General features: G+C 65.2%; 15 protein-coding genes. 6 read left to right on the top strand and 9 right to left on the bottom strand.

Features of this window, described 5'->3' with window-relative positions:
• Window positions 1-140 precede the first annotated feature (140 nt).
• Genes ACUCV3_RS22410 through ACUCV3_RS22390 form a run of 5 tightly spaced genes read left to right on the top strand, consistent with a single transcriptional unit; the run spans window position 141 to window position 7291 of the window.
• On the top strand, window positions 141-2201 hold the full coding sequence (locus ACUCV3_RS22410; RefSeq protein ID WP_279728815.1) for a prolyl oligopeptidase family serine peptidase: 2061 nt from the start codon (window positions 141-143) through the stop codon (window positions 2199-2201).
• A 38-nt stretch (window positions 2202-2239) separates the two neighbouring features.
• Entirely contained in the window at window positions 2240-2455 is a 216-nt protein-coding gene (locus tag ACUCV3_RS22405) for a hypothetical protein (protein WP_048938579.1), read from the top strand.
• The gene (locus ACUCV3_RS22400) at window positions 2452-3048 is read left to right on the top strand and encodes an ATPase (protein ID WP_159365404.1); all 597 of its coding nucleotides are present in this window, start codon (window positions 2452-2454) and stop codon (window positions 3046-3048) included. Before ACUCV3_RS22405 ends, ACUCV3_RS22400 begins: the two co-directional genes overlap by 4 nt.
• Window positions 3049-3095: 47 nt before the next feature.
• Window positions 3096-5795: a valine--tRNA ligase gene (locus ACUCV3_RS22395; RefSeq protein WP_279776197.1), complete on the top strand. Its 2700-nt coding sequence runs from the start codon at window positions 3096-3098 to the stop codon at window positions 5793-5795.
• Window positions 5796-5839: 44 nt separating this feature from the next.
• Complete coding sequence (locus ACUCV3_RS22390) at window positions 5840-7291, top strand: MATE family efflux transporter (protein WP_279729055.1); 1452 nt, start codon at window positions 5840-5842, stop codon at window positions 7289-7291.
• A 14-nt stretch (window positions 7292-7305) separates the two neighbouring features.
• On the opposite strand, the gene ACUCV3_RS22385 is transcribed toward ACUCV3_RS22390, so the two are convergent.
• On the bottom strand, window positions 7306-8970 hold the full coding sequence (locus ACUCV3_RS22385; protein WP_037491025.1) for an ATP-binding protein: 1665 nt from the start codon (window positions 8968-8970) through the stop codon (window positions 7306-7308).
• 237 nt (window positions 8971-9207) lie between these two features.
• Here ACUCV3_RS22385 and ACUCV3_RS22380 point away from each other — a divergent pair, with 237 nt between their 5' ends.
• Window positions 9208-10290: an acyltransferase family protein gene (locus ACUCV3_RS22380; RefSeq protein ID WP_017500501.1), complete on the top strand. Its 1083-nt coding sequence runs from the start codon at window positions 9208-9210 to the stop codon at window positions 10288-10290.
• A 4-nt stretch (window positions 10291-10294) separates the two neighbouring features.
• Here the strand turns inward: ACUCV3_RS22380 and ACUCV3_RS22375 are convergent, their stop codons facing one another.
• The 8 genes from ACUCV3_RS22375 to ACUCV3_RS22340 all read right to left on the bottom strand — a co-directional run bounded on the left by ACUCV3_RS22375 (window position 10295) and on the right by ACUCV3_RS22340 (window position 19020).
• Window positions 10295-11299, bottom strand: coding sequence for an LLM class flavin-dependent oxidoreductase (locus ACUCV3_RS22375; RefSeq protein ID WP_279729056.1), 1005 nt, complete (start codon window positions 11297-11299; stop codon window positions 10295-10297).
• Window positions 11300-11344: 45 nt separating this feature from the next.
• Entirely contained in the window at window positions 11345-11776 is a 432-nt protein-coding gene (locus tag ACUCV3_RS22370) for an Hpt domain-containing protein (protein WP_010338559.1), read from the bottom strand.
• 55 nt (window positions 11777-11831) lie between these two features.
• Window positions 11832-12068 (bottom strand): sulfurtransferase TusA family protein, encoded by a 237-nt coding sequence (locus ACUCV3_RS22365; RefSeq protein ID WP_279729057.1) that lies wholly within the window; start codon window positions 12066-12068, stop codon window positions 11832-11834.
• Window positions 12058-13422, bottom strand: coding sequence for a ribosome biogenesis GTPase Der (gene der, locus ACUCV3_RS22360; protein ID WP_010338561.1), 1365 nt, complete (start codon window positions 13420-13422; stop codon window positions 12058-12060). The genes ACUCV3_RS22365 and der overlap by 11 nt, the downstream gene beginning before the upstream one ends.
• 32 nt (window positions 13423-13454) lie before the next feature.
• The gene (locus ACUCV3_RS22355) at window positions 13455-14804 is read right to left on the bottom strand and encodes a PQQ-like beta-propeller repeat protein (RefSeq protein ID WP_279729058.1); all 1350 of its coding nucleotides are present in this window, start codon (window positions 14802-14804) and stop codon (window positions 13455-13457) included.
• 8 nt (window positions 14805-14812) lie between these two features.
• On the bottom strand, window positions 14813-15511 hold the full coding sequence (locus tag ACUCV3_RS22350) for a tetratricopeptide repeat protein (RefSeq protein ID WP_169859967.1): 699 nt from the start codon (window positions 15509-15511) through the stop codon (window positions 14813-14815).
• Window positions 15512-15585: 74 nt separating this feature from the next.
• Window positions 15586-16458: a 3-methyl-2-oxobutanoate hydroxymethyltransferase gene (panB, locus tag ACUCV3_RS22345; protein ID WP_004210735.1), complete on the bottom strand. Its 873-nt coding sequence runs from the start codon at window positions 16456-16458 to the stop codon at window positions 15586-15588.
• 102 nt (window positions 16459-16560) lie between these two features.
• Entirely contained in the window at window positions 16561-19020 is a 2460-nt protein-coding gene (locus ACUCV3_RS22340; protein WP_482241155.1) for a TonB-dependent receptor, read from the bottom strand.
• Window positions 19021-19127 lie beyond the last annotated feature (107 nt).

Below are 19127 nucleotides of genomic sequence, written 5' to 3'. Positions count from 1 at the left end.
GCCGACAGGCTGGCGATCGCGCGCCGGCCTCTTGCCGGGGGCGTAAGGCGCGCCTAGACCACGGATCATCTCATCGACGCGCCCGGCCGTGCATCGCATGCGCCGGCACGCCGTGTTTTCGATCCGAGGGTGATTTTTCCATGAAACATATCCTGCTTGCCGGCCTTGGCGCACTGGCCCTGTCGCCGATGCTGTCGTCTGCGCTGGTGGCGCCGGCGGCTGCCCGTCCCTTCACGCCCAATGATATGGTGTCGCTGGACCGGGTGTCGTCGCCGACCGTGTCGCCGGACGGCAAGTGGATGGCCTATCAGCTGCGCAGCACGGATCTCGCCAATAATCGCGGCCGCACCGACCTCTATCTGCTGGCGATCGACAAGGCCGGGCAGGCGCCCCGGCTGATCGCGTCGGTGCCCGACAAGAATGAGGCGTCGCCGGTCTTTTCGGCCGACGGCAGCGCGCTTTATTATGTCTCCAATGCCAGCGGCGACGACCAGTTGTGGCGCGCGCCGATCGCGGGTGGTCAGCCGGTGCAGATCAGCAAGGCGCCCGGCGGCATTTCCGGTTTCCTGCTGAACCCCCAGGGTGACAAGGTGGCGCTATGGGCCGACCGTCCGGTCGGTGCGCGCACGATCGACGATGTGAAGGCGCCGACCCCGCCGAGCGCGGGCAGCGGCCGGGTCTATGACCAGCTGTTCGTGCGCCACTGGGATACGTGGAGCGATGGCCAGCGTTCGCAGATCTTCGTCATGGCGGTCGCGGGCGGCAAGGCGGTGTCGGTGATGGGCGGCCTGGTCGGAGACAGCCCGTCCAAGCCGTTCGGCGGGGCGGAGGAACTGGCATGGAGCGCGGATGGCAAGACGCTGTTCTTCACCCTGCGCGAGGCCGGGCGGATCGAACCGCTGTCGACCAACCTCGACATCTTCAGCGTGCCGGCCGACGGCAGCGCCAAGCCGGTCAACCTGACCGACGCCAATGACGCGACCGACACGATGCCGGTGGTGTCGCCCGACGGCAAATGGCTGGCCTATGCCGCGATGAAGCGGCCCGGTTATGAGGCTGATCGGCTGGTCCTGATGCTGCGCAACATCGCCACTGGCGAGACGCGCGCGCTGACCGAGGGCTGGGATCGTTCGATCGGATCGATCGCCTGGGAAGCGCATGGCAAGGGGCTGCTGGTCACCGCCAATGACGTGCTCGACAATCCGGTGTTCCGGGTCGATGCCGCATCGGGCAAGGTGACGCGCCTCACCGAAAAGGGCCATGCCGGTAGCGTCGTGCCGCTGCCCGATGGCGGTTTCGTCTATGCGCTCGACAGCATCCAGTCGCCGGCCGATTTCTGGAAGATGCCGGCGAAAGGAAAGCCGGTGCGCCTGACGAATGTCAACGCGCAGAAGCTGGCCGGGGTGGACGATGTCTCGGTCCAGCGCTTCAGCTTCAAGGGCGCCAATGGCGACACGGTCTGGGGACAGATCGTCAAGCCCATGGCTGCCAAGGGCAAGCTGCCGGTCGCCTTCCTGGTGCATGGCGGGCCGCAGGGCAGTTTCAACGACAGCTGGTCCTATCGCTGGAATCCCAAGGCGTTCGCCGCCCATGGCTATGCTGCGGTGATCGTCGATTTCCATGGCTCGACCGGCTATGGCCAGGCCTTCACCGATGCGATCAACCAGGATTGGGGTGGCAAGCCGCTGGAAGATCTGAAGCTGGGCCTTGCTGCGGCCGCGGCGAAGGATGCCAATGTCGACGCGGGCAATGCCTGCGCGCTCGGCGCCAGCTATGGCGGCTATATGATGAACTGGATCGAGGGACAGTGGGCCGACGGCTTCAAGTGCATCGTCCAGCATGACGGCGTGTTCGACGCCCGCGCCATGGCTTATGAAACCGAGGAACTGTGGTTCGACGAATGGGAGCATGGCGGCCCCTATTATGAGAAGCCGGAGAAGTTCGAGAAATGGAACCCGGTCAATCATGTCGCCCAGTGGAAGACGCCGATGCTGGTCGTGACCGGCGAGAAGGATTTCCGCATTCCCTATACCCAGGGGCTGGCTGCCTTCACCGCGTTGCAGCGGCGCGAGATCCCGTCGCGCCTGGTGGTCTTCCCGGACGAGAATCACTGGGTGCTGAAGCCCAAGAACTCGCTGCAATGGTATGATGAGGCGCTGGGCTGGCTGGACCAGTGGACCGGCGCGGCCAAGGGCAAATGAGCCTTTGAGGGGCTGGCCCGGCCTGCTATATTGACCCCATGGCAAAGATGAAGGTCGATATCGTCGATGGTCCCATCGACCTCGGCAAGCCGGGCAAGCCCAGATACCGGACCGTCCACAAGGACGGCAAGGTCGTGAAGCTGCGGGTGGTCGATGCCGACAGCCCGCAGTTCGAAGCCGAGTTCCTCGCCTCCTTCCGCGCCAGCGTTCGCAAGGCGCGGGAAGAGAATAAGGCGATCAGGGACAAGATTTGATCGGCAAGGGCTATGCGCGGCCGCGTCTGTGGATCGTCGCGGGCCCCAATGGCTGTGGCAAAAGCTCGGCCTATGGTCGCAGCGACGTGGCCGAATTTGATGGTTCAGTCTGGATCATCAATCCTGACCTGCTGACCGCCCGGTTGCGGGAAAGCGAAGGATTGGTGCAGGACGCCGCCAATCTGGCGGCCGTGCAGAGGATCGAGGCCTGGCTGGATGCGTCGATCGACGTGCATCAGACCATCGGCGTCGAGACCGTGCTGTCCAGTCCCAAATATCGGCGGTTGGTGGAGAAGGCGCGGGCGCGCGGCTTCGAGATACGGCTGATCTATGTCTATCTGGATTCGGTGGAGCGGCAGCTGGAGCGGATCGCCTATCGCGTGGCCAAGGGCGGGCATGATGTGCCGGCCGACAAGGTGGCGGCGCGGCGCATAAGATCCTTTGCGCAACTGCGCTGGTTCTTCGACCAGGCGGATCGAGCCTGGGTGTTCGACAACAGCCTGAGTGAACCGCAATTGGTCGCCCGAAAGGGCGATGGCGGCATCACCATTCGGGCCGGTCTGCCATCGGAAGTCATGGATAGCCTGATCTGACGTGCGCCATGCCTTGCGTGTCGTGCGGCAGGCGTTAAAGCGCGATCATGACCGAACTGCCCAAAACCTTTGACCCCGCCGCCATCGAGACCCGCTGGTACCAGCATTGGGAGGCCAATGGCCTGTTCCGCCCGGATCGTCCGGGCGCCGAACCCTTCACCATCGTCAATCCGCCGCCGAACGTGACCGGCAGCCTGCATGTCGGCCATGCGCTCGACAACACGCTGCAGGACATCGTCGTGCGCTATGAGCGGCTGCGCGGCAAGGATGCGCTGTGGGTGGTCGGCACCGACCATGCCGGCATCGCGACCCAGATGGTGGTCGAGCGGCAGCTGAACGCGGCCGGGCAGAAGCGCACCGATTTCAGCCGCGACGATTTCGTCGCCAAGGTGTGGGACTGGAAGGCGGAAAGCGGCGGCGCGATCACCAGCCAGCTGCGGCGTCTGGGCTGTTCGATGGACTGGGCTAATGAGCGCTTCACCATGGACGAGGGCTTTTTCAAGGCCGTCATCAAGGTGTTCGTGGAACTGCACCAGCGCGGCCTGCTCTATCGCGACAAGCGTCTGGTCAACTGGGACCCGCATTTCCGCTCGGCCATTTCCGACCTGGAGGTCGAGACCAAGGAAACGCAGGGCGGCTTCTGGCGCTTCCGCTATCCGCTGGCCGACGGCGTGACCCTGGCCGATGGCAGCGACCATATCGTCGTCGCCACCACCCGCCCGGAAACCATGCTGGCCGACATGGCGATCGCCGTGCATCCCGACGATGCCCGCTATCAGGCGGTCATCGGCAAGGAGATTCTCCAGCCGATCACCGGCCGCCGCTTCAAGGTGGTCGCCGACGAACATGCCGATCCGGAACTGGGGTCGGGCGCGGTCAAGATCACGCCGGGCCATGACTTCAACGATTTCGAGGTCGGCAAGCGCGCTGGCATGAAGGCCGCGGACATGCTCAACATGTTCGATGCCGACGCCAATGTCGTGCAGACCGCCGATGGGCTGATTCCCGATCGCTTCCTGGGTCTGCACCGCTTCAAGAAGGACGGCGTGGACGGCGCGCGCGAAATCGTCGTCGCCGAGATGAAGGCGCTGGGCCTGCTGGTTCCGCACGTCACCAAGAACAAGGAAGGCGAGGACGTCGCCGCCGATTTCGAGCCGCGCACGATCCAGACCCCCTATGGCGACCGTTCCGGCGTGGTGATCGAGCCCTGGCTGACCGACCAATGGTATGTCGACGCCGGCAAGCTGGCGGTGGCGCCGATGCAGGCGGTGCGCGACGGCCGGATCGAGATCGTGCCCAAGAGCTGGGAAAAGACCTTCTTCAACTGGATGGAGAATATCCAGCCCTGGTGCGTGTCGCGCCAGCTCTGGTGGGGCCATCAGATCCCGGCCTGGTTCGATGACGAGGGCAATGCCTATGTCGCCGAAACCGAGGAAGAGGCACAATTGCAGGCCGGCAACAAGAAGCTGGTGCGCGATCCCGACGTGCTCGACACCTGGTTCTCGTCCGCCTTGTGGCCGTTCGGCACGCTGGGCTGGCCGGAACAGAGTGAGACGCTCAGCCGCCATTATCCCAATGACCTGCTGATCTCCGGCTTCGACATCCTGTTCTTCTGGGATGCGCGCATGGCGATGCAGGGCATGGAGTTCATGGGCGATGTGCCGTGGAAGAAGCTCTATCTCCATGGCCTGGTGCGCGCCGCCGACGGGCAGAAAATGTCGAAGTCCAAGGGCAATGTGGTCGATCCGCTGGGCCTGATCGACAAGTTCGGCGCGGACGCGCTACGCTTCTTCATGGCGGCGATGGAAAGCCAGGGCCGCGACGTGAAGATGGATGAGAAGCGGGTCGAGGGCTATCGCAACTTCGCGACCAAGCTGTGGAACGCGGCGCGCTTCCTGCAGGCCAATGGCGTCACCGCATCGGCCAGCCGCGAAGCGCCGCACGCCACGCTGCCGGTCAATCGCTGGATCATTGCCGAAACGGTGGCGACGGTGCAGGCGATCGACACCGCCATGGCCGAGCTGCGCTTCGACGCGGGCGCCAACGCCATCTATCACTTCGTCTGGGATCAGTATTGCGACTGGTATATCGAACTCACCAAGGGTTCGATGGACGACGAGACAAAGGCCGTTGCCGGCTGGGCGTTCGACCAGATCCTGGTCATGCTGCATCCCTTCATGCCCTTCATCACCGAAGAGCTGTGGCAGTTGACCGGGCAGCGCGCGCAGGAACTGATCGTGGCCGAGTGGCCGGTCGCCCTCTATGAGGTCGACACCGACGCACAGGGCGAGATCGACTGGCTGATCCGGCTTGTGAGCGCGATCCGCACCGCGCGGACCGAACTCAACGTGCCGCCGGGCGCCAAGCTGCGCATGGTCGTGCGCGATGCGGCGGACGCAACCCGTGGCCGCCTGGATCGCCAGGGCGCGGCGCTGGCGCGTCTGGGCCGGATCGAGAGCCTGGCCTTTGGCGAGGATGTCGCCGGCGGTGCGGCGCAGATCGTCGTCGACGAGGCGACCTTCATCCTGCCGCTGGAAGGCGTGATCGACATTGCGGCGGAAAAGACCCGCCTCGAAAAGGCGCTGGCAGCGGCGGCCAAGGAACGGGACTCGCTGGGCGGTCGCCTGTCGAACCCGGCCTTTGTCGAGAAGGCCAAGCCCGAGGCCGTGGCCAAGGCGCGCGAGGACCATGCCGAAAAGACCGCCGAGGCGGAAAGGCTGAAGGCGGCACTGGACCGGCTGGGCTGAGCCGCCTAGCCTGCGCCGCAATCGGGGATAAGGGGTAAGGGCGAATGGCAGCAGGGGCACAAGGGGCGCGGGACCTGACACAGGGGCCGATCGCCTCCACTCTGCTGCTGTTCGCCATCCCGACGCTAGCGTCCAACATCCTCCAGTCGCTGAACGGATCGATCAACGCGATCTGGGTCGGTCGCTTCCTGGGGCCACAGGCGCTCGCCGCGACGGCGAACGCCAATATCATCATGTTCCTGATGTTCTCCGTCGTGTTCGGCTTCGGCATGGCGTCGACGGTGATGATCGCGCAGGCGGTCGGCGCGCGCGACATGGATGCGGCGCGGCGGGCCTTCGGCTCGGCGGTCGGCTTCTGCTTCCTGCTGGCCATGGGCGTCGCGGTGGCGGGCTGGTTCGGCGGGCCGGCGCTGCTCCATCTGCTGGCGACGCCGCCCGAGGCGTTCGACATGGCGCTGACCTATTTGCGCGTCATCTTCGTCGCGATGCCGGCCTCGCTGCTGAGCGTCATGATGATGATGGGGTTGCGCGGCACCGGCGACGCGCGCACGCCGTTGATCTTCATGATCCTGTCGGTGGCGATCGACCTGGTGCTCAATCCGGTGCTGATCCTGGGGCTGGGGCCGATCCCGGCCATGGGAATTGGCGGTTCGGCGGCGGCAACGGCGGCGGCCGGCTTCGTCAGCCTGATCGCGCTCGTCATCTATACCTATGCCAAGGATCTGCCGTTGCGGCTTCGCGGCGCGGAGCTTGGCTATCTCAAGCCCGCGATGGACGAGATGCGGGTGCTGTCGACCAAGGGCCTGCCGATGGGCCTGCAGATGATCGTCATGTCGACGTCCGGCCTGGTGATGATCGGCTTGGTCAATCGCGAAGGGTTTCTTGTGACGGCGGCCTATGGCGCGGCGCAGCAGATATGGACCTATCTGCAGATGCCGGCAATGGCGATGGGCGCGGCGGTCAGCGCCATGGCGGCGCAGAATATCGGCGCGGGTCGGTGGGACCGGATCAGCCGGATCACCGGCTATGGCATATCCTATCTGCTGGCGATCACCGGCGCGATGGTGGTCGTCATCCTGATCTTCCATGAAGCGCTGCTGGCGCTGTTCCTGAGCCATAACCAGGCGGTGATCGATGCGGCCTGGAACATGCAGTTGCTCGCGAGCTGGAGCTTCATGCTGTTCGGCTGCACCATGATCCTGTTCGGGGTGATGCGCGCCAATGGCGTGGTGGTGGCACCGCTGCTGATCTTGGTCTTCACCCTCTTCGCGGTGCGGCTGGGCTTCTATTATCTCGCCTATCCCCGGATCGGCGCGGATGCGCTGTGGCTGAGCTTCCCGGTGGGGTCGGCGGTGTCACTGACGCTCGCGGCTCTGGTCTATTGGCAGGGCGGCTGGCGCAAGGCCAAGCTGATGGTGCCGATGCACGAAGAGGAATGCCGTGAGGCGGTGCATAGCGAAACCGAACCGGCCGGTCGGATCGCGCCGACCGGCTGAGGCCCATACGCCGATCAGCGGCCCTGGTTGCGCCAGCGGGTGATGGTGCGGGTGAGGATGTCGTCCTCGCCGCCGGCCTGGCGCCAGAGCTGGGTGAAGCTGGGATCGCCGGAAGCCGGGCGCCGCGCTTCTTCCAGATTGTCGAGCGCGACGCGGATCGGCACGGCGACACCTTCGCCGCAGATGATGGCCTCGCGGTTGCGCAGGGCAGGGATCGAATCGAGGAAACCGCGCGCGCCTTCGGGCATCGCCGCCTTCACGAAGGCCTGGTCGCGATCATTGTTGAGGCGCATCGAGATGATGGTGCCGCACTGCGACAGCACGCCTTCGGCAAGGTCCGACGGACGCTGGGTGATGAGGCCCAGCGAGACGCCATATTTACGGCCTTCCTTGGCGATCCGCTCCAGGATGCGGCGCACCGCCTGACCGCCGCCGGCGGTGCTGGCGGGAATGTAGCGATGGGCTTCCTCGCATACGAGCAGGATCGGCCGTTGGGGTTCGTCGCGTGCCCATAGCGCATAGTCGAACACCAGCCGGGACAGCACCGAGACCACCACCGAGGTGATGTCCGAGGGCATGGAGGACACGTCGATGATCGAGATCGGCTTGCCGCCAGAAGGCAGGCGGAAGACCTTCGCGAGGAAGGCCTGCATCGAATCGGCCACCAGCATGCCGGAGAACATGAAGGAATAGCGCGGGTCGCCCTTGATCTCGTCGACCTTGGACTTGAGGCGCAAATAGGGGAGCGACCCGGTGCCCTTGTCGAGCTTGCCCATCTCGTTCTGCAGGATCGCGGTGAGATCGGACAGCAGATAGGGGACGGGCGAATCCACAGTCAGGCGGCCGATGCTTTCGGCCAGACGGTTCTTCATCCGCGCGGCGAGCAGGCATTTCGCGAGGATGTCGCAATCCTGGGTGCGTTCGGCGCCTTCGGAGGTGACGAACACCTCGCAATGTTCCTCGAAATTCATCAGCCAATAGGGCAGGGCGAGATTGTTCACGTCGAACACCGCGCCATTCTGCTGGAAGGCCGCGCCATATTCGCCATGCGGGTCGATCATGACGATATGGCCCTGGGGCGACAGGTCGCAGATGCGGTGCAGGATCAGCGCCGCGCTGGTCGACTTGCCGGTGCCGGTGGAGCCGAGCAGCGCAAAATGCTTGCCCAGCATCGAATCGACATAGAGCGCGGCGCGCGTGTCCATCGTCGGATAGACCGTGCCTATCTGGACATGCGGCCGGTCGTCGGCGGCATAGATTTGCTGCATGTCGTAGCTGGACACGGGATAGATGTCGGTGCCGGGCGTGGGATAGCGGGTGACGCCGCGCCGGAAGCCGTAGATGCGGCCGGTCAGCTTTTCCTCATCGCCTTCGCCCAGAAAATCGATATCGGCGATGATCGCTCCGCCATCGCGCCGGTCGAGCATCAGTGACCGGATATTGGCGATCAGCCAGCGATCGCCGACCCGCATCTTCACCTGGCTGCCGACCTGGCCGGCCATGGCGAGGCAGGTGTCGGGATCATGGGCCAGCGCCGCGAGGCTGTTGGGATCGACCAGGATCTTCGAACTCGACCCGGCGATCTGGAACACCATGCCCAGCGCCTGGTGCAGGCCGGCAGACGATGCGGCAGCGCCCGTGTCGTGCGAAAATTGATGTGCGCCCGGCATCTGGGTCATGAGCCTCTATTGTCCCCCGCAGCCGGCACGCGTCCGGCAATCGACCAGATTGCTATCGGGGGGAGGTAAATATTGGATTACCCACGGGCCGAAATGCCCTTTGCGGAATGGCCCATGGAGCGCGGAAATCCGCGCTGATGCGTCCCATGATCCCGCTTCCGGCTCGCTCCGTCGCGCAGGAGGGGGAACAGGAGCGGGTTTCGGGCATTGGAAACCTGCCACAATCAGGATTTTTGCTTGCCCGATATCGTCTTGGCCAATGCGACGCGCCGTTCCGACGCGATCGCGATTGCGCGTGTGATCTGCATTCTGGGCGTCGTCTATGTCCATGCCTGGACCGGACGGAACGGTCAGGATCTGGAATTGCTGCGTGGCTCCCCGCAGGAAGGGCTGCGCTGGGTGCTGATGGAGATTTTCGGCCGTAGCGCGGTGCCGCTGCTGGGCCTGATCTCCGGCTGGCTGGTCGGCGGGTCGGCGCGCACGCGCAACTGGCTCGATCATGTCGGGCGCAAGGCGCGGACGATCCTGCTGCCGATGCTGTTGTGGAATGCGGTGGCGATCCTGCTGGTGTCGGGCGCGGCCTGGCTGCTGGGCCTGTCGGCGCCGGTGCCGCAGTCGGGCGGCTGGATCGCCGAGGAATTGTTCATCATCAACCGCAATCCGGACATCAATGTCCAGATGCCGTTCCTGCGCGACCTGTTCCTGTGCATGGTCGCCGCGCCCTTGCTGGTGCGGTTGCCCAACTGGATGCTGATGGCGGTCGCGCTGGCGGCGCTGTCATGCCAGATTGCGGGGCTCGGGCCGCCGGTGCTGATGCGCCCGTCGATCCTCTTCTTCTTCACCATCGGCATATTGGCCCGGCGCGAGGGCTGGGCGGACCGGGCCGCGGCGGTGCCGATGCTGGCAGCTTCATTGCCCTTCGGCCTGCTGATGGGCGCGCAACTCTATGTCTCGCTCAAGGGCGGGGCGGGGCTGGCGCCGCTGGCCTTGGCGAGCCTCGACATGGCGGTGCGCATGGCGGCATCGCTCTGCTTCTGGCGGTTGGCCTGGGCACTGGCGGAAAGCCCGGCGCGCGGCCTGCTGATGCGGGTCGAGCCCTATGCCTTCTTCCTCTTCTGCGCCCATCTGATCCTGATCTGGCTGGGCGGGCCGCTACTGGGGCAATTGTTCGGTCCGCTCGGATCGCCGCTCTATCCGCTCTATCTGATCGCCCAGCCCTTCCTGGTGCTGGCGGTGGTGATCCTGATCGGCAACCTGATGCAGCGCCTGTCGCCGACCATGGCCGGGCTGATGAGTGGCGGCCGGCTGGCCGCCACCTGAGGCATCAGGCCAGTTCGCGGGCGGCGATCGCCTGCGCCGCTGCCATGGCGATTTCATAGCTGCGCTTGCGCGCCGCCGGATCGAAGATCTGGGCGGCGATGATCACCTCGTCCACGCCGGTGCGGTCGATGAAGGCGGCCAGGTCGCGCTCGACATCCGCCTGGGTGCCGATGCTGGAGGCGCTCAGGACATCGGACAGCATCGCCCGCGCCTGCATCGGCAGGCTGTCATAATAGCCTGCCAGCGGCGGTTGCAGCTTGCCGGGCTGGCCGGTGCGCAGCCGCACGAAGGCCTGCTGCATCGAACTGGCGACCAGTTCCGCCTCCGCCGCACTGTCGGCGGCGAAGATATTATAGCCGGCCATGGCATAGGGGCGGTCAAGCTGGGCCGAAGGGCGGAAGTCGCGGCGATAGATGGCCAGCGCCTCGTCCAGCGCGGCCGGGGCGAAATGGGAGGCAAAGGCGTAGGGCAGGCCGAGCGCGGCCGCCAGTTGTGCGCCGTAGAGGCTGGATCCGAGAATCCAGAGCGGGACATTGGCGCCTTCGCCCGGCGTGGCCTGAATGCCCAGCCGATCGTCGCCGGCGAAATAGGCCTGGAGTTCGAGCACGTCGCGGGGGAACTGGTCGGCCCCGCCGCTGAGGCTGCGGCGGATGGCCTGCGACACCTTCTGGTCGGAACCGGGCGCGCGGCCCAGGCCCAGGTCGATGCGGCCGGGGAACAACGCGTCCAGCGTGCCGAACTGTTCGGCAATCAGCAGCGGCGCGTGGTTGGGCAGCATGATGCCGCCCGCGCCGATGCGGATGGATGAAGTCGCCTGACCGATATGGGCGAGCACGACGGCCGTGGCGGCCGACGCGATGCCGGGCATGCCATGATGTTCGGCCACCCAGAGGCGGTGATAGCCCAATGCTTCGACATGGGGCGCCAGATCGGCAGCGTCGGCAAGGGCGGCGGACACGTCGCTGCCTTCGCGGACAGGAACGAGATCAAGGACGGAGAAGCGGGTCATGGCCGCCATATGGGGGCATGGTCAGTTTTATTTCAATACCGAATATCAGCCGGCGCGACCAAAGCCCTGTGGTTCGACGCGGCGGCCGAAGGTGGGACGGCGCGCGACCAGCGGATTGGCGTCGCGATCGAGCAGGGCCATGGTCTCGGTAAAGCAGGGGCGCAGCGCCACCACGGTCTCGATCAGTTCGTCCGGGCTCTCGCGAAACTCGACGCAGCGGCGTGCGACCATTTCGATCTCTTCGGCCATGGCACTGAGCCGATGGGCGCCGAACTGAGCCGATTCGCCCTTCAACGTATGGGCCGGACGGACGAGGGAGACGGCATCGCGATCGCGAAAGGCCTGCTCGATGCTGCCGATCGCCTTTTCACCATCTTCGCGGAAATAGCCCAGAATGCGCATGAAGGCCGTACCCAGCTCCGTGCGGGTCCGGGCAAAATCGTTCCAGTCCACCAGTTCGGTAGCGTGTTCGGGCACCTGCGCACTCCTTTCCTGACGCTCGCGAGATTAGCCGGCGGGCGTAAACAGCCGGTTAAGCCGGCACCTTGCTGAGCGCGAAACGCTGCGGGGAAAGGGCGGAAAATTGCCATCCATGCTGCTGCGCCAGGGCCGCCAACTCGCGCGGGGCGATAGCGTCATCGGCATCGATCGTCACATGATCTGCGTCACGCATCGCTCGGGCGGCGCGCAGGACGGGCCAGGGACATTTCATGCCCCTGGCGTCGACATAAAAGGGGGCGGCATCGGGGCCGCCCGCCTCATTTGGCATAGGGGTTCTTGGCGCTGCGCAGCGTCAGGCGCACCGGCACGGCGCCGAAGCCCAGTTCCTTGCGGATCCCGTTCACCAGATAGCGGCGATAGCTTTCGGGCAGTTCGTCAAGCCGCGTGCCGAACAGAACGAACGTCGGCGGGCGCGTCTTGTTCTGCGTGATGTAGCGCAGCTTGATCCGCTTGCCGCCCGGTGCCGGCGGCGGATTGGCCTCCAGCGCGGCTTCGAACCAGCGGTTGAGCACGCCGGTCGAAATGCGCTGCGACCAGGCGGTACGGGTTTCGAACGCGACCTTGATCAGGTCATCGAGCCCCTTTCCGGTGGCGGCCGACACGGTCATGATCGGCACGCCGCGGACCTGCGCCAGGCCGTCGAACAGCGCCTGCTTGATGCCCTGATAGAGGGCCGAGCCATGTTCCACCGTATCCCATTTGTTGAGGGCGACGATGAGGGCGCGGCCTTCCTCCAGCACCTTGTCGGCGATGCGCAGATCCTGCGCTTCAAGCCCGCGGGTGGCGTCGAGCAGCAGCACCACGACTTCGGCGAAGTTCACGGCGTTGAGGCCATCGGAAACGGCCAGCTTTTCCAGCTTGTCCTGCACCTTGGCGCGCTTGCGCATGCCGGCGGTGTCGATCAGGCGGACGGGGCGTTCCTCGCCCTCATAGCTGGTCCACATCCAGTCGACGGCGATGCTGTCGCGGGTGATGCCGGCTTCCGGCCCGGTCAGCAGGCGATTTTCGCCGAGCAGCCGGTTGATGAGGGTCGACTTGCCGGCATTGGGACGGCCAACGATGGCGAGCTTGAGCGGGGCGCTCTCCTCGTCCTCGTAAAATTCCTTCTCATGCTCCTCGCCATCCTCGCGTTCGAGATAGGGGAGCAGCGCCTGGAACAGGTCGGCCAGGCCCTGGCCATGTTCGGCGGAGAAGGGGATAGGTTCGCCCAGGCCCAGTATGAAGGCTTCCATGACGCCGGCTTCGGTCGCCTTGCCCTCGGCCTTGTTGGCGACCAGGATCACCGGGGCATCGCCCTCGCGCAGCCAGCGGGCGATTTCCTCGTCCAGCGGGGTGATGCCGGCGCGGGCATCGACCATGAACAGGGCGACGTCGCAATTCTCGACCGCCGCCTGGGTCTGCATGCGCATGCGGCCGGGCAGGCTATGGGGATCTTCATCCTCATAGCCGGCGGTGTCGATGATGGTGAAGTCGAGGCCCAGAAGATGAGCCTCGCCCTCGCGCCGGTCGCGGGTGACGCCGGGCTGGTCATCGACCAGCGCCAGCTTCTTGCCGACCAGGCGGTTGAAAAGGGTGGACTTGCCCACATTGGGCCGCCCGACAATGGCAACTGTGGGCAGCATGATGTGGGCCCGTTTCCTTTCTATCGCTGCCCTTAACGCAGCGCCGTCAGCTTGCCGTCATCGGCAAGGATGTAGAGCATGTTGTTGGCGACCACCGGCGAGAGCGACATGGACTTGTTCATGTCCACTGCCTGCTGGATGGTGCCGGTCGCCGGATCGACATAGTTCAGATCACCATGGGTCGATACCAGAATCAGGCGGCCACCGGCAAGGACCGGGCCGGTCCAGCGGATCGCCTTGTCCTTCTTCTTTTCCTTCTGCCAGCGGCGCAGTTGGCTGATCCAGCGGATCTTGCCGGTCGCGCGGGCGACGCAGAGCAGCTTGGCATCGCTGGTGACGGCAAACACCCACTCACCTGCGATCCAGGGGGTGGAGATGCCGGCGATGTTGATTTCCCACAGGCGCTGGCCGCTGGTGAGTTCGTAGGAGGCCATGCGGCCGCCCTGGCCGATCGCGAAGACGCGGCCGCGGTCGATCACCGGATCGGCGTCGATGTCGGTCAGCGAGGCAACGGCGGTGGAGATGCTGGTGCGCGAGAGCGCATCGCCCCAAAGGGTACGGCCATTTTCATAGCGATAGGCGTTGATCTCGCCCGAGCTGTAGCCCGCGATCACCGTGCCCTGCGCAGCGGCCGGAGCGGCCACGCCGAAAATGCCGGTCACCTGCAGCGTGCCGCTGTCGGTCCACTGGGTGGCGCCGTCGGTCTGGTTGAGGGCGAAGATCTGGTTGTCCTGGCCCATCACATAGACATGGCCATTTTCCAGCGTCGGGGCGCCGCGCAGCGGGCCGCCGGGATGGACCTTCCACCCGATCGAGCCATCGGCCACGTTCATCGACACGACGTCGCCGACGCCGGTGCTGGCGAACAGCTTATCGCCCAGGACGCTGACGCCGCCGCCGAACAGGGCACGACCATTGCCTTCGGCCGGAAGGCTGGTCTGCCACAGCTTCTGGCCGGTGTTGGCATCCATCGCGATGACATGGGCGCCGGCGTCGATCACAAACAGCTTGCCGCCGGACACGACGGGTGCGGAGGCAAGGCGCGCTTGCGGCGTGCTGCCTTCGATCGATGCGGTCCAGGCCTGCTGCGGCGATGCGCCCAGCGCCAGATGGCCCATCGCCTTGGACGGATCGCCGCCCGGCTGCGACCATTGGTCATTGGCGTAGGATTCGGGCAGGGTGACGGGCACGTCGGCCAGGGTCGGATCGACTTCGATCCCCTGTTCGTTTGACAGGATCGAGGTGCGGTTGCCGACCACCGGGGTTTTGGGGCCGCCCTTCTTGCCGCCGACCACGCCGCAGCCCGCCAGCATCGCAACCAGGGCGACGGTGGTCAGGGTACGGCCCATCGGGCCGAATTTCGTGATGCTGTGCTTAGCCATGCGCTTGCTTATCCCTGTACCGGTTCGGCGGGCGTTTCGACCGCATCAATTCCCAATAGCCCCGCCATCTGTCGCGCACGTGAACGGATCGACTGGGGCACATTCTCGTCCTTGGCCATGGCCGCGAACATCGGGCCGGCCAGTTCGGGTTTGCGCATCTTCATATAGGCGATGGCAACCAGTTCGCCGGCGCTGCCGAACCAGGGTGCGCCCTCGACGGCGAGGGGCTTGAGGCGGTCGACCACCTGCTGCGGCTTGAGCGCGTCGAATTCGATCGTGGTCTGACGGATCAGGGCCAGGTCGCGATAGGGCTGGTCGAGCGAGCTGTCCGCCGCCATCGCCTTATAGGCTTCGATCGCGGCCTTGTTGTCGCCCTTGCGCGCGGCGAGGCCGGCCTTCACCAGCAGGGCGGAGGCGCGATAGCCGGGCTGGCTGGCCTTGGCCAGCGCGTCGATATCCTTGGCATCGGGCGTGCCGCCGCCGACGGCGGTTGCCAGCATCTTGTCCATCTGTTCGGACACGGCTTCCGACTGGGTCTTGCTGTAATGCTGCCAGTAGAGCCAGCCGCCGAAGGCGGCGAGGCCGACGATCAGCAGGACGGCTAGGGCGCGGCCATAACGCTGCCAGAAGGTCAGGAGCTGGTCCTGGCGGACGGCGTCATCGACCTCCCGCATGAAGGCTTCGCTGTTTTGCGGCGTCAGGGCCACGGGAATCTCCGAAAAATGGTCATTAGGGGCAGCCGGAAGGCGGGATCATTAGCGGCGTGGCAGAGACTCGCAAATCACTTTTTCGGCCGATAGACCTGATCATCGCCCGGAAAGCTGCGATTGCGCACCTCCGCGGCATAGCTTTCCGCCGCCTGGCTGATCGTTTCGGCAAGGTTGGCGTAGCGTTTCACGAAGCGGGCGGTGCGTTCGAACATGCCCAGCATGTCCTCCGCCACCAGCACCTGGCCATCGCAACGGGCCGATGCGCCGATGCCGATCACGGGTATGTCGACGCTGGTCGTGATGATGTCGGCCAGTTCCTCCATCACCCCTTCGACCACCATGCCGAAGGCGCCGGCAGCGGCCACGGCCTTGGCGTCGCCCAGGATCTTGGCATGTTCCTCCTGGCTCTTGCCGCGCGCGCCATAACCGCCCAGCGCATTCACCGCCTGCGGCGTCAGGCCGATATGGGCCATCACCGGGATGCCGCGCTGGGTGAGGAAGCGGATCGTCTCCGCCATCGCCTCGCCGCCTTCCAGCTTGACGCCGGCGCAGCCGGTTTCGGCCATGACCCGGCTGGCGCTGGCAAAGGCCTGCTGCGGCGATGCCTCATAGGAGCCGAAGGGCATGTCGACGAGAACGACGCTGTGATAGCTGCCGCGCACCACGGCGGCGCCATGGGCGATCATCATGTCGAGCGTGACCGGCAGGGTGGAGGGCAGGCCATAGATGACCTGCGCCAGCGAATCGCCGACCAGCAGCATGTCGCAATGCGGATCGAGCAGTTGCGCCTGACGCGCGGTATAGGCGGTCAGCATCACCAGCGGCTCGTCGGTCTTGCCCTCGAACTTGCGGCGCTGGATCTGGGGCACGGTCAGCCGCTTCATCGGCGCGGGCGTGGGATTGGCGCGGCTGGTCGCGGTGTCGAGCGTGAAGGTCGTGGACATGGGGCGCGGTCTAGCCCAGCGCGGGGCGGCGTGCAAATGCCGGACCGGCCGGCGCGGCATGATGCGCGCGCCGGCCGGCCGTCCCGTCCGTGTCCGATCGGATCAGAAGGAGAATTTGATCGTGCCGCCCCAGGTCTGCGGATCGCCGACCTGGCCGGCGATCAGGCCGGTATTGCCCGGCGCGACCTGAAGATTTTCGATATAGTTGACGTCGAAGGCGTTGCGCACCCAGCCGAACACATCGAAGCCTTCGCCGCGGAAGCCGGCGCGGACGTTGGTCAGGGCATAGCCCTTCACTTCGGTGTAGATGGATGGCGAAGCATTGCTGTTCCAGCGCGAACGGTAATTGCCGTCGACGCCCAGATAAAGCTGCCCGTCCTTCGCCAGCAACGTGACCGGGATGTTATATTCCGCGCCGTAGGAGAAGGCCCATTTCGACACGCCGGGCAGGTTCTGCCCCGAAATGTCGCACTGGCGCGGGCTGAGTGCGCCGGGGACGCCGGGCTGCGAATAATCCGGGGTGGCGCCCGACGGCTGATAGGTGCCGCCGGACAATTCGGGCGGGCAGGGGGCGTCGACGAACTTCTTGTACTTGGCGTCGGTGAAGGCGCCATTGGCATAGGCGGTGAAGCGGTCGCTGGCGACGATCTTGAAATCCGCCTCGATCCCCTGCGAGCGCACCTTACCGGCATTGGCGAGATAGCCGCGCACCGTGCCGAACTGGCCGCCATTCACGGTTGCCTGGAAATTCTTGATGTCGGTGCGGAAGGCGGTGAGGTTGAAGGTCGCCCGGCGATCCAGGAACTGGGTCTTGAGGCCGATCTCATAATGATTGACCGATTCCGGCTTCACCGTGCTGGCGTCGTAATTGACGGTGTTGTCGGCGTTGAGCGGCAGGCCATTCTGGTTGATGCCCAGCGTCTTGAAGCTCTTCGCATAGGTCGCATAGGCCAGCACGTCCGGCGCGATCTTGTAGTTGACGTTGAAGTCGTAGGTGAAGTTCCAGGCGCTGTCGGACGGGGAACTGACCTGGGGCTGGTAAACGCCGCACTGCTGCGTCGTCCCCTTGATGGTGCCGGGCTCCGCAACCGTGGTGCAACTGATGGACTGGTCCTGCGCGTTGGTGACGACACGCTGGTAGAAACCGGACTTCTTGTCATAGTTCAGGCGCACGCCGGGCTGGATGGTCAGGGCGTCCGTGACCTTCCAGCTGAGCTGGCCGAAAAGGGCGGCGCTGTCGGCCTTGAGCCATTGCGTGTTGCTGGCGGTCAGGCCGGCCAGAGTGGCCGGAATATTGGCGGGGTTGTTCGGATCGGTCGAGGGGGCAAGGCTCCACTGGGCGGCATCTTCGCCCTGCTGTTCGGTGCCCTGGGTGTCGATCCGCTGCTTGAAGCCGAACAGGCCGACGACGAAGTCGATGTCCTTGCTTTCGTAATTATAGCGGAATTCCTGGCTATACTGGTCCTGCTGCGAGGGGTTCTGTGACTTGGAGACGATCGACAGGCCGGTGAAGTCGCGGTCATTTTCCGGCTTCCAGTCCCAGAAGCGCCAGGCGGTGACCGACGTCAGCGTGCCGGGGCCGACATCCCATTTGATCTTGGCCGACACGCCGCCGATCTTGTTGCCGGCATTGAGGTTGGAATCGAGGTCCGTCAGCCGGTCATAGGGGTTGCGGCTGGGCACGACATAGCCCTGCGCAGCGGCCAGTGCATCATATTGGCGATTGAGCGGACGCTGGGTCTTGCCGACGCGCACGAAGGTCGTGCCGCAGCATTCGGGATCCTGCTTGCTATAGTCGCCCGACAAGGTGAGGCTGAAATCCTCGGTCGGCTGGAACAGCAACTGGCCGCGAATGCCCAGATTGTCCTGCTCGTTGATCCAGCGCTGGCTGGTCACATTGTAGAGCGTGCCGCGGCGGCTGGTCGCGGCGACGGCGATGCGGGCGGCGATCGTGTCGGTCAGCGGGCCGGAAATGGCGGCCTTCGCCTGCTTGTAGTTGAGATTGCCGACCGTCAGTTCGGCGCGCCCCTCGAAGTCGAAGGTCGGCTGGTTGGTCGTGATGTTGATCGCGCCCGCCGTGGTGTTCTTGCCATAGAGCGTGCCCTGCGGACCGCGCAGCACTTCCACCTGGTTGACGTCGAGGAAGTCGAAGGTCGCGGCAGCGACGCGGCTGTTATAGACATCGTCGACATAGATGCCGACGCCCTGTTCAAAGCCGTCGCTGGTAAGGCCGAACGGCACGCCAAGGCCACGGATGTTGACCGAGGTGTTGCGTGGATTGGTGGTGTAGACCTGCAGCGTCGGTGCGAGCTGCTGCAGCTTCACGATGTTGAAATTGCCGGTCGCCTCGATGCTGTCGCCCTTTACCACGGAAATGGCCAGGGGCACTTCCTGCGCGGTTTCCTGACGGCGGCGGGCGGTGACAACAATCACGTCGCCGCGTGGGCTGCTGGCCTGCTGGTCATCGGCGGCAGCGGGTTGGGCGGCTTCGGCCGCAAAGGCGGCAGGCGTGACAAATGAAGCGCTCGCCACGCTGGCGAGCAACAGAAAACGCGCAATCATGTTCTTCCCCTTGGTTCCGGAGGTCCGGTGAGTTTTGATCGCGGCGTTTCCGGTGGTCCGGTCAAAGCCGTGCTGGGGTCGTTTCTGGTGATGCGGCGTCCCCAGTG

The organism is Sphingobium sp. VMM, from assembly GCF_056790315.1.
The sequence above is the reverse complement of the archived record's forward strand: the minus strand, read 5'-3'. Positions and strand labels throughout refer to the sequence as shown.